Source organism: Streptomyces fractus (assembly GCF_049844455.1).
Lineage (GTDB): Bacteria > Actinomycetota > Actinomycetes > Streptomycetales > Streptomycetaceae > Streptomyces > Streptomyces fractus.
The window spans coordinates 6,673,980-6,685,669 of record NZ_JBMYHI010000002.1; the positions used below are offsets into that span (position 1 = coordinate 6,673,980).

Genomic DNA, 11,690 nt, shown 5'->3' on the forward strand with positions numbered 1-11,690 from the left:
GGTCCGGGCACTAGGGAAGGCAGAGGGTTGATCTACGGCGCAATGAAGGTGGCCATCGGAGGGCCGCTGAAGCTCGGTTTCCGGCCGTGGGTGGAGGGCCTCGAGAACATCCCGGCCGAGGGCCCCGCGATTCTCGCCAGCAATCACCTCTCGTTCTCCGACTCGTTCTTCCTCCCCGCCGTCCTCGACCGCAAGGTCACCTTCATCGCGAAGGCCGAGTACTTCACCACCCCCGGGATCAAGGGCAAGATGACGGCCGCCTTCTTCAAGGGAGTCGGCCAGCTGCCCGTGGACCGCTCCGGTTCGCGGGGCGCGGGCGAGGCCGCCATCAAGAGCGGCATCGAGGTCCTGGAGCGCGGCGAGCTGTTCGGCATCTACCCGGAGGGGACGCGTTCCCCCGACGGCCGCCTCTACCGCGGCAAGCCGGGCGGCCTCGCGCGCGTGGCGCTGTCCACCGGCGCCCCCGTCATCCCCGTCGCCATGATCGACACGGAGAAGATCCAGCCCCCTGGCAAGGTGATGCCCAAGCTGATGCGGCCGGGCATCCGCATCGGCAAGCCGCTCGACTTCAGCCGCTATCACGGCATGGAGAGCGACCGCTTCGTCCTGCGGGCTGTCACCGACGAGGTCATGTACGAGATCATGAAGCTTTCCGGCCAGGAGTACGTCGACATGTACGCGACGGCCGCGAAGCGGCGGATCGCCGATGCGGAGAAGGCGGCCAAGGCCGAGAAGGCCGAGAAGGAAGCCGCGAAGAAGGCGTTGGAGAAGGAACGGGGCGGCTCCTAGTCGCGTCGTTCCCAAGAGGTGCCCGGAAGCGCCAAGGGTGGGGACAGGGGACAGGGGACATGGGGAACACGGTCGGGCGCGAGCGGGTCGTGCGGATGTCGGTCGAGCAGCCGCTGTGGCGCGCCCTCACCGGCTACCGCCTGCTGACCCTCGTCTACGCGATCGGGCTCTTCGCCTCCTCGTACGAGGTGTACGAGCGCCCCTGGGTCGGCATCGGCTACTTCGCGGTCATCGCGGTGTGGACGCTGGTGACGCTGCCGCAGGTGTCCGGCGCCCGGCGCTGCACCAAGCGGTTCCTCACCGCCGACCTGGCCATCGCCGTCGCCGGCATCCTGCTCTCACCGGTCGCCGGGCACGAGCGGGCCGCCACCGGAGGTGCCACGCTGCCGTCGATCTGGACGGCGGGCGCGGTCCTCGCCTGGGCGCTCAAGGGCGGCTGGCGGTGGGCGGCGGGAGCATCCCTGCTCATCGGCGTCGCCAACGTGTTGCAGCGCGGCGACATCACCCGCGGCCTCGTCCACAGCGTGCTGCTCGTCTGCATCGCCTCCATCGCGATCGGCTACGTCGTGGAGGTGGCCCGCGCCTCCGAGCGCACCCTCGCGCGCGCCCTGGAGATCGAGGCGGCGACGCGCGAGCGGGAGCGTCTCGCCCGCGACATCCACGACAGCGTGCTCCAGGTCCTCGCGATGGTGCAGCGCCGCGGCACCGCCCTGGGCGGCGAGGCCGCGGAGCTCGGCCGGATGGCGGGCGAGCAGGAGGTCGCGCTGCGCACGCTGGTCGCCGGGGGCCTCCTGCCCGCGTCGCGCGCGTCCGAGGACGCGGCGAGCGGCGCGGTCGTACGCAGCGTGGTCGAACCGGACGAACTGGATGAACCGGCCGACGGTGACGGCGCGGGCGCCCGCGATCTGCGCCCCCTGCTCGCCGGGCACGCCGGTGGACGCATCACTTTCTCGGAGCCGGGCGCCCCGGTGCCGATGCGCCCCGCCGCCGCCCGCGAACTGGCCGCCGCTGTCAGTGCGGCCCTGGACAATGTGCGTCGGCACGCGGGCGAGGACGCGAGCGCGTGGATCCTCGTCGAGGACGAGCCGGACGAGGTGATCGTGACGGTGCGGGACGACGGGCCGGGCATCCCGGCGGGCCGCCTCGCGCAGGCCGAGGGTGAGGGCCGGCTCGGCGTCTCCCTGTCGATCCGGGGCCGGCTGCGCGACATCGGCGGCACCGCCGAGCTGATCTCGGTCCCCGGCCAGGGCACCGAGGTCGAACTGCGCGTACCGAAGAAGTAGTCGAGAGAAGTAGCCGAGAGAAGTAGTCGAGGAAGGGCCCGCACGGGCCACGGGGGAAGGCAGGACAGGAGCGATGAGCGAACCGAACGGGACCGGGAACGCGAACGGGTCCATCAAGGTCATGGTGGTCGACGACCACCCGATGTGGCGCGACGCCGTCGCCCGCGACCTGGGCGCGGCCGGCTTCGAGGTCGTCGCCACGGCGGGCGACGGCGAGCAGGCGGTGCGCCGCGCGCAGGCCGCGGGCCCCGACGTCCTCGTCCTCGACCTGAACCTGCCGGCCAAGCCCGGCGTCCAGGTGTGCAAGGAACTCGTCGGCGCCGACCCCCGCCTGCGCGTCCTCGTGCTGTCCGCGAGCGGTGAGCACGCCGACGTGCTGGAAGCGGTGAAGTCCGGCGCGACCGGCTATCTGCTGAAGTCGGCCTCCACGGACGAGCTGATCGACGCGGTGGGGCGCACCGCCGTCGGCGACCCCGTGTTCACGCCGGGCCTCGCGGGCCTCGTGCTCGGCGAGTACCGGCGCCTCGCCTCCGACCCGCCCCCGGCCGGCGACGCCGACGAGCCGGGCGCCGCCCCGCAGCTCACGGACCGGGAGACCGAGGTGCTGCGCCTCGTCGCGAAGGGCCTGAGCTACAAGCAGATCGCCGAACGGCTGGTCATCTCGCACCGCACGGTCCAGAACCACGTGCAGAACACCCTCGGCAAACTCCAGCTGCACAACCGCGTGGAGCTCGTCCGGTACGCGATCGAGCGGGGTCTGGACGACGACTGACCCCGCGCGGGAGAGTGACTCCAACCACTCGCCGTGACAAGGGAGTTACGCCATGAGGGTCGGAGTCCTTACCGGAGGCGGTGACTGTCCCGGACTGAACGCTGTCATCCGGGGCATCGTGCGCAAGGGCGTGCAGGAGTACGACTACGAGTTCGTGGGGTTCCGCGACGGCTGGCGCGGCCCCCTGGAGAACGACACCGTCCCCCTCGGCATCCCCTCGGTGCGCGGCATCCTGCCCCGGGGCGGCACCATTCTCGGCTCCTCGCGCACCAATCCCATGGAGGCGGAGAACGGGATCCGCCGCGTCAAGGAGAACCTCGCCAAGCAGGAGGTCGAGGCCCTCATCGTGATCGGCGGCGAGGACACCCTCGGCGTCGCGGCCCGGCTCTCGGACGAGTACGGCATCAAGACCGTCGGCGTACCGAAGACCATCGACAACGACCTCTACGCCACCGACTACACCTTCGGTTTCAACACCGCCGTCGGCATCGCCACCGAGGCCATCGACCGGCTGCACACCACCGCCGAGTCCCACATGCGGGTCCTCGTCGTCGAGGTCATGGGCCGGCACGCGGGCTGGATCGCGCTGCACTCGGGCCTGGCCGGCGGGGCCAACGTCATCCTCATCCCCGAGCAGCGCTTCGACGTCGACCAGGTCTGCGCCTGGGTCACCTCCCGCTTCCGTTCCTCGTACGCCCCGATCGTGGTCGTGGCCGAGGGGGCGATGCCGCGCGACGGCGACATGGTGCTGAAGGACGAGTCGCTGGACTCCTTCGGACATGTGCGCCTCTCCGGCGTGGGGGAGTGGCTGGCGAAACAGATCGAGAAGCGCACGGGCAAGGAGGCGCGGACCACGGTCCTCGGGCATGTGCAGCGCGGCGGTACGCCGTCCGCCTTCGACCGATGGCTGGCCACCCGGTTCGGGCTGCACGCCATCGAGGCGGTGCGGGACGGGGACTTCGGGAAGATGGTGGCGCTCCAGGGCACGGACATCGTGCGCGTACCGATCGCCGACGCGACGTCCCGGCTGAAAACGGTGGACCCGGCGCTGTACGAAGAAGTGGGCGTGTTCTTCGGCTGAGCCTTGGAGGCCCGATTGGCTTAGGCTCACGCCCATGGAGATTCTCGCTTTTGGTGTGCAATCCGACGAAAAGCCCCTCATCGAGAAGGCCTTCGAGGGCCACCACGACGTCCGCTGCCTCGACGTCTTCCTCAACGAGGACACCGCTCCGATCGCCGCCGGCTACGAGATCATCTCCAGCAGCGTCAACGCCACCCTCAACCACCGCGTGCTCCAGACCCTCGCGGCCGGGGGCACGCAGCTGATCGCCCAGCGCTCCACGGGCTTCAACAACATCGACCTTCAGGTGGCAGAGCGGCTCGGCCTGACCGTGTCCCGCGTCTCGTACTACTCGCCGTACTCGGTCGCCGAGTTCGCCTGGACCCTCGCGATGGCCGTCAACCGCCGCATCGTCCGCGCCAGCACCCGCACCCGCGACTTCGACTTCCGCCTCGACGGTCTGCTGGGCCGCGACATGCGGGGCCGCACCGTCGGCGTCCTCGGCACCGGGAAGATCGGCGAGGCCTTCACCCGGATCGCGCACGGCTTCGGCATGAAACTGCTCGGCTGGGACGTCGCAGAGAACCCGAACTGCACGGCCCTCGGCATGAAGTACGTCGACAAGGAGCAGCTGTTCTCCGAGGCCGACGTGATCAGCCTGCACGTACCGCTGCTGCCCGCCACCGAGCACATCGTCGACGCCGCCGCGCTGCGCGCCATGAAGGACGACGCGATCCTGATCAACTCCAGCCGCGGCGGCCTCATCGACACCAAGGCGCTGGTCACGGAGCTGCGCGAGGGCCGCTTCGCCGGGGTCGGCCTCGATGTGTACGAGGCCGAGGCGGGCCTGTTCTTCCTCGACAAGTCCCTCGACGTCGTCGAGGACGACACCCTGGCCCGCCTCGTCACGTTCCCGAACGTCCTGGTCACGTCCCACCAGGCGTACTACACCGTGGACGCGGTCGGACAGATCATCGAGACCACGGTGCAGAACGTCCTCGACTATCAGGCGGGCCGCCGCTCCGAGAACGTGCTGGTCCCGGCCGAGGCGTCGGCGACGAGCTGAGCCATCAGCTCCCGTACGATCCCGGCGCCGCGCAGCGACAGCACCGACTCCGGGTGGAACTGCACACCGGCGAACGAGGGCCCGCGCAGCGCGTGCACCTCGCCCGTCGCCCGGTCCCTGCTGACCTCCACGCCGTGCGCGGCCAGTTCCGTCGCCGCCCCGTCGTCGCAGGACGCCACGAAGCTGTTGTAGAACCCGACCTTCTCGGTCCGCCCGAACACCTCGACGTCGCTCTGCGCGCCCTGGTACGGCACCTCCTTGCGGACGATCTCCAGGCCCAGCTCCGCCGCGATCAGCTCGTGCCCGAGGCAGACCCCGAGCACGCCGTACTCGTGCCCGCGGATCACCTCGGCGGTCAGCGAACGCAGGAAGCGCATCTTCGGGTCGGCGAGGTCGGACGGGTCGCCGGGGCCGGGGCCGAGCACGACCGGGCCCTCGTGGGCGAGCACCGCCTCCCGCAGCCCCTCCTCGTCGTAGCGCCGCACCGTCACGTCGAGCCCGGTCGAGCGCAGCACGTGCGCCAGCATCGCGGTGAACGTGTCCTCGGCGTCGACGACGAGCGCGTGCCCGGACAGCTCGTTCTCGCGGCGCTGCATCCGCAGCCAGAACGGCGCGAGCGCCGCCCGCCGCCCGTCGAGCGCGGCCCGCACCCGCGGGTCGTCGGCGAGCGGCGCCCGCGCGCCCTCCCCGCGCGGGCGCGCGGGACGCACGCCGAGGGCGGCGAGCACACCGGCGGCCTTGGCGTGCGTCTCCGCGACCTCGCTCTTCGGGTCGGAGCCGCGCACGAGGGTCGCGCCGACCGGGACGCGGAGCCGCCCGGAGGCGTCGATGTCGGCGGTGCGGATCAGAATGGGGGAGTCGAGCGTCTGCGCCCCGCCGGCGTCGCGGCCGACGAGCGCGAGCGCGCCCGCGTAGTAGCCGCGCCCGACACCGTCCCGCCCGAGGGGCTCGTACCGCTCGATGACCCGGCAGGCGTTCTGCACCGGTGAGCCGGTGACGGTCGCCGCGAACATCGTCTCCTTGAGGACGTCGCGCACATCGAGGGTCGACTTGCCGCGCAGCTCGTACTCGGTGTGCGCGAGGTGCGCCATCTCCTTGAGCCGCGGGCCGACCACGACACCGCCCATGTCGCCGACGGTGCACATCATCTTGAGCTCCTCGTCGACGACCATCGACAGCTCCTCGATCTCCTTGCCGTCGGCGAGGAAGTCCAGCAGGTGCTCGGGCGTCGGGCCCTCGGCCGGGTAGCGATATGTGCCGCTGATCGGGTTCATGACGACGGTGCCGCCGGACATCCGCACGTGCACCTCGGGGCTCGCGCCCACCAGCGTCCGGTCCCCGGTGTGCACGACGAACGTCCAGTACGCGCCCCGCTCCCCGTCAAGCAGCCGCCGGAACAGCGCGAGGGCGTCGGCCCGCGAGAATCCCGCGATCTCACCCTCGTACGTACGGCGAATGACGAAGTTGGCGCCCTCCCCCTGCCCGATCTCCTCGCGCAGCACCCGGCCGACGATGTCCGCGTACGTGTCGTCGTCGACGTCGAAGCCGCCGTCACGGACCTGGACGTCGTGGACCGGGAGCTGCTCCAGGGCCTCGGCGAGCGGGAGTTCGTACGACTCCTCGGGGGCGAGGACCGTCAGCGGGGTGCCGTCGTCGCGGACGTCGAAGCCGCGTTCCCGGATCTGCCGGAAGGGGACGAGGGCGAGCCCTTCGGGGATGTCGGCCAGACGTTCGTAGTCGGCGACCGGGCCGACCAGGACCTCGACCGTGTCGTGCTCGCGGCCCGGGGTGCGGCGGCGCAACAGGGCGAAGGGGCGGTCGTCGGTGAGCAGTGCGTCCAGCATGAGGAGTGTTCCTTCCAGTGACTTCGTCTGACTTCGTGAGTCGTCGACTTCGGCAGTCGTCAGGGAGGAACAGCCCGTGAAAACACTGAAGGCCGCCCCTCGGGCGGCCTTCGCGGTTTCAGGTACGCGCAGTCAGTGGGCCGCCGGATGTGCGGTCCACCACCAGGTGCGGTGCAGAAGTTGCGCGAACATGAGCGTCACCGTACCCGATGCCGCGCGCCGTGGCTCAGACGTGTCGCGTCCGTCTCAAAAGATGAGCGGGGGAATGGACGCACGACACGACCCCGTAATGTTGGGGCCGTGACCGTGAACGCTAAGACCAGCGCGAGCGCTGGCAACACCTGGCGAGACCTGCCCGCGGCGCAGCAGCCCGAGTACCCCGATGCCGAGGCTCTGCGCGATGTGATCGCGGACCTCGAGTCGTATCCGCCGCTCGTCTTCGCAGGCGAGTGCGACCAGCTGCGCAACCGTATGGCCGCCGTCGCCAAGGGAGAGGCGTTCCTGCTCCAGGGCGGCGACTGCGCCGAGGCCTTCGACGCGGTCTCCGCCGACCACATCCGGAACAAGCTGAAGACCCTGCTCCAGATGGGCGCCGTGCTGACGTACGCCGCCTCGGTGCCGGTGGTGAAGGTCGGCCGGATCGCCGGCCAGTACTCCAAGCCGCGCTCCAAGGGCACCGAGACCCGCGACGGCGTGACGCTGCCGACCTACCGCGGCGACTCCGTCAACGGCTTCGAGTTCAACGAGGCCGCCCGCATCCCGGACCCCGAGCGCCTGAAGCAGATGTACCACGCGTCCGCTTCGACGCTGAATCTCGTGCGCGCCTTCACCACGGGCGGCTACGCGGACCTGCGCCAGGTGCACGCCTGGAACCAGGACTTCGTGAAGTCGTCCCCGTCGGGCCAGCGCTACGAGAAGCTCGCCCGCGAGATCGACAACGCGCTGAACTTCATGCGCGCCTGCGGCACCGACCCGGCCGAGTTCCAGACGGTCGAGTTCTACGCCTCCCACGAGGCGCTGCTGCTCGACTACGAGTCGGCGCTGACCCGCGTGGACTCGCGTACGGGCAATCTGTACGACGTCTCGGGCCACATGGTCTGGATCGGCGAGCGCACGCGTCAGCTCGACCACGCGCACATCGAGTTCGCCTCGAAGATCCGCAACCCGATCGGGATCAAGCTCGGCCCGACGACGACGGCCGAGGACGCGCTGCAGTACATCGAGCGCCTCGACCCCGACCGCGAGCCCGGCCGGCTGACCTTCATCGTCCGCATGGGCGCCGACAAGGTCCGCGACAAGCTGCCCGAGCTGGTCGAGAAGGTCACGGCGTCCGGCGCCGAGGTCGCCTGGATCACCGACCCGATGCACGGCAACACGTACGAGGCGGCCTCCGGTCACAAGACCCGGCGCTTCGACGACGTGCTCGACGAGGTCAAGGGCTTCTTCGAGGTCCACAAGGCGCTCGGCACGCACCCGGGCGGCATCCACGTCGAGCTCACCGGTGACGACGTCACCGAGTGCGTGGGCGGCGGCGACGAGATCTTCGTCGACGATCTGCACCAGCGCTACGAGACGGCCTGCGACCCGCGCCTGAACCGCAGCCAGTCCCTCGACCTGGCGTTCCTGGTGGCGGAGATGTACCGCGACCAGTGACGGCCATTGACCGTGGGTAACGCCGTGGGGCGCGGATCACAAGGATCCGCGCCCCACGGCACTTTTGTGCTTCCGGTCGGCCGGGTAAGGTTAGGTTAGCCTCACCGATCAATCGGGACGGCAGTTACCTATGAGTCCCGACGACAGCCCGACCGGGAGGTGGACCGCGTGTTCGTCTGCAACTGCTTCGGTGTCACCGAGGCGCAGGTCAAGAAGCACGCGGAGGACGGTGCCTGCACCCCCCGCCAGATAGCGTCGGCCTGCAAGGCCGGCACCGACTGCGGCTCCTGCGTCCGCCGGATCCAGGCGCTGCTCGGCCGGGGCGCGTGCCCCCGCCGGGACCTCGTCGAGCAGGGCGATTCGGCCGCGGCCCTCGCACCGCAGACGGAACTGCCGGCAGCGGAACTGCCGAAGGCGGCCTAGCCGGACCGGCCCGCCTAGCTCTCCGGCTGCTCGATGAGCTGCGCGATGTAGAGCGCCTCACCCAGCTTCTCCACCAGCTCCAGCTGCGTGTCCAGATAGTCGATGTGGTGCTCCTCGTCTTCGAGGATCGACTCAAAAATGTTCGCGGACGTGATGTCGCCCTTGCCGCGCATCACCTCGATGCCTCGCTTCAGACGGTCGATCGCCTCGACCTCGACCTGCCGGTCCGCCTGGAACATCTCGGTGACCGTCTGGCCGACCCGGACGTGGAAGAGCCGCTGGTAGTTCGGCAGGCCGTCCAGGAACAGGATCCGGTCGGTCAGCACCTCCGCGTGCTTCATCTCGTCGAACGACTCGGAGCGGGTGTACTTCGCGAGCTTCGTCCAGCCGAAGTTGTCCTGCATCTTCGCGTGCAGGAAGTACTGATTGATCGCCGTGAGCTCGGCCGTCAGCTGCTCGTTGAGAAACTCGATGACCTCGGGGTCGCCCTGCATCGCAGAGGCTCCTTCCAAGCGGTTACTGGGCAGGTTTCGCGCATCCTTGCACCGGCACAGGAGTGCGTCCAGTAAGTGCATGCTTAGTAGGAGTTGCCCCAATCGGTGCTCGTGGCGGGTGCGGGCGGGGTGGGCGTGGTCACGTCCACTGCTCCAGGTCTGTCAGGATGGAGGCATGGGTCATCCGGTGGGTCGCGAGTCTGGGGGAGCAGTGCAGCCGGAGCTTCCACCGGGGCAGCGTCTGCAGCGCGGCTGGCCCGTCACGCACTACGGCCCGGTGCCCAAGTTCCGGCCCGAGCGCTGGGAGTTCAGGGTCTTCGGCGCGACCGCCGACGGTGACAAGCACTGCTGGAACCACGAGGAGTTCTCGGCGCTGCCGTACGGGACCGTGGTCGGCGATCTCCACTGCGTCACGAAGTTCAGCATGCTCGCCGCCGAGTGGGGCGGCGTCCGCGCCTCCACGATCCTGGAACTGGCCCCTCCCGGGCCCGACGTCACCCATGTGATGGTCTGGGCCGAGTACGGATTCTCGTCCAACCTGCGCCTGTCCGACTTCGCTTCCGAGCGGGCCATTTTCGCCACGCACAAGGACGGCGAACTGCTCACCGCGGAGCACGGTTTCCCGCTGCGCCTCGTCGTGCCGCATCTCTACGCCTGGAAGGGCCCGAAGTGGGTGCGCGGCGTCGAGTACATGACGGCGGACCGGCGCGGGTTCTGGGAGGAGCGCGGGTACCACAACGTGGGCGACCCGTGGCGCGAGCAGCGGTACTCGTACCAGGAGGAGCCCGGGGAAGGCCCCGAGCTCTAGGACCGGTCCGGTCGTTGTCGGCGCCTGCGGTACCCCCCGGGGGTCAGTGGTACTGGTGCACCACCGCGTGGCCCTTGCCGCGGCCGATCATCCAGCGGTTGACCGGCGTCGTGATGACGAAGGCGAGCGCGAGGGACAGGGCCAGCGAGCCCCAGAACAGGGCGTCCGAGAGCTGGGCGTTCATGGCGGCCGGCCAGAGGACGATGACGCCGTTGTCGATCAGCTCCATGACCGCGATGGACAGGGTGTCCGCGGCGAGCGCGACACGGAAGGCCGTCTTGAAGTCGACGCCCGCGCGCAGGACGCCGCGCAGCGTGAGCGAGTAGCCGAAGACGAAGGCGAGCACGATCGCCAGGATCATCGTCGGTACGTTGCCCCAGCCGAACGCGGTGCCGATCACCATGCCGAGGACCTCGCCGATGGCGCAGCCGGTGAGGCAGTGCAGGGTGGCCTGGGCGGCCATGGACCAGGTGACCTTGCCGTTGCCGGTGCCGGGTGCGCCGTGGTGCTCGTGCTTGTGCCCGGCGTGCGTGTCGTGCTGCATGGTTCCCCCAGTGTTCGCTGCGGATGCTGTCACCAAGGGAACCCTATACCCCCTAGGGGTATTCCTCGGGCTTCTGTGATCCTCAGATCCGAAGTTCCTTGAGGCGTGCGACGTCGGCCGCGTGACCTTCCTTGCCGCCGGGCGTCTCGATGACCAGGGGAACGTTCTCGGTCGCGGGATGGGTCATCAGCTCGCGGAACGGTTCCTCGCCGATGTGGCCGGTGCCGATGTTCTCGTGTCGGTCCTTGTGGGCGCCCACGACGTCCTTCGAGTCGTTGGCGTGGATCAGCTTCAGGCGGCCCTCGCCGACCGTGTCCACGAGGAGGTCGAGGGTTTGCTTCATGCCGGCCGGGCCCGTGAGGTCGTGGCCCGCCGCGAAGATGTGGCAGGTGTCGAGGCAGACGCCCAGCTTGGGGTGGCGGTCGAGGGCGTCGAAATACGGGCCGAAGTCCCAGGTGCGCGAGCACAGGGAGGCGCCCTGGCCCGCGGTCGACTCCAGGAGCAGGAACGGGTCGTCGTCGTGGGTCAGCTCGTCGAGCAGTGGCAGCATGCGCTCGCGGACCTGGGCGAGGGCGACCTCGCGCTCCCGGCCGCCGGTCGCGGAGCCGGTGTGCACGACGACGCCGAGGGCGCCGATCGCGCGGGCCCGGCGCAGCGAGTGACGCAGGGAGTCCACGGACCTGTCGACGGTCGCCTCGGTGTGCGAACCGAAGTTGATCAGGTACGGGGCGTGGACGTACGCCGGGATGTTCTCGGCGGCGCACTGGGCGCGGAAGTCCTCGTCCTGGCGGGGGTTTCCCGGCGGAGTGGCCCAGCCGCGGGGGTTGGCCACGAAGACCTGGACGGTTTCGGCCTTGAGGTCACGGGCGTAGGAGAGTCCTACGTTCGCGAGGCCGCCGGCCACGGGGACGTGACCGCCGATGGGGTTGCGGATGCTGCTGTTCACCCGGCCCA

General features: G+C 69.9%; 12 protein-coding genes. 8 read left to right on the forward strand and 4 right to left on the reverse strand.

Going from position 1 to position 11,690, the window contains the following annotated elements:
* Positions 1–30: 30 nt before the first annotated feature.
* The 5 genes from ACP4E5_RS32175 to ACP4E5_RS32195 all read left to right on the forward strand — a co-directional run bounded on the left by ACP4E5_RS32175 (position 31) and on the right by ACP4E5_RS32195 (position 4,970).
* On the forward strand, positions 31–789 hold the full coding sequence (locus ACP4E5_RS32175; RefSeq protein WP_425841805.1) for a lysophospholipid acyltransferase family protein: 759 nt from the start codon (positions 31–33) through the stop codon (positions 787–789).
* Between the two features lie 59 nt (positions 790–848).
* Positions 849–2,072 (forward strand): MacS family sensor histidine kinase, encoded by a 1,224-nt coding sequence (macS, locus tag ACP4E5_RS32180; protein ID WP_425834831.1) that lies wholly within the window; start codon positions 849–851, stop codon positions 2,070–2,072.
* Positions 2,073–2,145: 73 nt separating this feature from the next.
* Entirely contained in the window at positions 2,146–2,844 is a 699-nt protein-coding gene (locus ACP4E5_RS32185; RefSeq protein ID WP_425834833.1) for a response regulator, read from the forward strand.
* A gap of 52 nt (positions 2,845–2,896) precedes the next feature.
* Positions 2,897–3,925, forward strand: a complete 1,029-nt coding sequence (locus ACP4E5_RS32190) for a 6-phosphofructokinase (protein WP_425834835.1) — start codon at positions 2,897–2,899, stop codon at positions 3,923–3,925.
* A gap of 34 nt (positions 3,926–3,959) precedes the next feature.
* Positions 3,960–4,970 carry a 2-hydroxyacid dehydrogenase gene (locus ACP4E5_RS32195; protein WP_425834837.1) on the forward strand — a complete coding sequence of 337 codons (1,011 nt, stop codon included), beginning with the start codon at positions 3,960–3,962 and terminating at the stop codon, positions 4,968–4,970.
* Here the strand turns inward: ACP4E5_RS32195 and ACP4E5_RS32200 are convergent.
* Positions 4,910–6,814, reverse strand: coding sequence for an anthranilate synthase family protein (locus ACP4E5_RS32200; protein WP_425834839.1), 1,905 nt, complete (start codon positions 6,812–6,814; stop codon positions 4,910–4,912). The genes ACP4E5_RS32195 and ACP4E5_RS32200 overlap by 61 nt on opposite strands.
* A 300-nt stretch (positions 6,815–7,114) precedes the next feature.
* Between ACP4E5_RS32200 and ACP4E5_RS32205 the strand changes: the two genes are divergently transcribed.
* Both ACP4E5_RS32205 and ACP4E5_RS32210 read left to right on the forward strand, forming a co-directional pair.
* The gene (locus tag ACP4E5_RS32205) at positions 7,115–8,467 is read left to right on the forward strand and encodes a class II 3-deoxy-7-phosphoheptulonate synthase (RefSeq protein ID WP_425834841.1); all 1,353 of its coding nucleotides are present in this window, start codon (positions 7,115–7,117) and stop codon (positions 8,465–8,467) included.
* A 159-nt stretch (positions 8,468–8,626) separates the two neighbouring features.
* Complete coding sequence (locus ACP4E5_RS32210) at positions 8,627–8,890, forward strand: (2Fe-2S)-binding protein (protein WP_425834843.1); 264 nt, start codon at positions 8,627–8,629, stop codon at positions 8,888–8,890.
* Between the two features lie 14 nt (positions 8,891–8,904).
* Here the strand turns inward: ACP4E5_RS32210 and bfr are convergent, their stop codons facing one another.
* A complete protein-coding gene (bfr, locus tag ACP4E5_RS32215) occupies positions 8,905–9,384 on the reverse strand; it encodes a bacterioferritin (protein WP_425834845.1) in 480 nt (159 codons plus the stop codon).
* 175 nt (positions 9,385–9,559) lie between these two features.
* Here bfr and ACP4E5_RS32220 point away from each other — a divergent pair, with 175 nt between their 5' ends.
* The gene (locus ACP4E5_RS32220; protein WP_425834847.1) at positions 9,560–10,192 is read left to right on the forward strand and encodes a sulfite oxidase-like oxidoreductase; all 633 of its coding nucleotides are present in this window, start codon (positions 9,560–9,562) and stop codon (positions 10,190–10,192) included.
* Between the two features lie 43 nt (positions 10,193–10,235).
* Here the strand turns inward: ACP4E5_RS32220 and ACP4E5_RS32225 are convergent, their stop codons facing one another.
* Entirely contained in the window at positions 10,236–10,736 is a 501-nt protein-coding gene (locus ACP4E5_RS32225; RefSeq protein ID WP_425834849.1) for a DUF4396 domain-containing protein, read from the reverse strand.
* Positions 10,737–10,818: 82 nt separating this feature from the next.
* Positions 10,819–11,682 (reverse strand): deoxyribonuclease IV, encoded by an 864-nt coding sequence (locus ACP4E5_RS32230; RefSeq protein WP_425834851.1) that lies wholly within the window; start codon positions 11,680–11,682, stop codon positions 10,819–10,821.
* Positions 11,683–11,690: the final 8 nt, after the last annotated feature.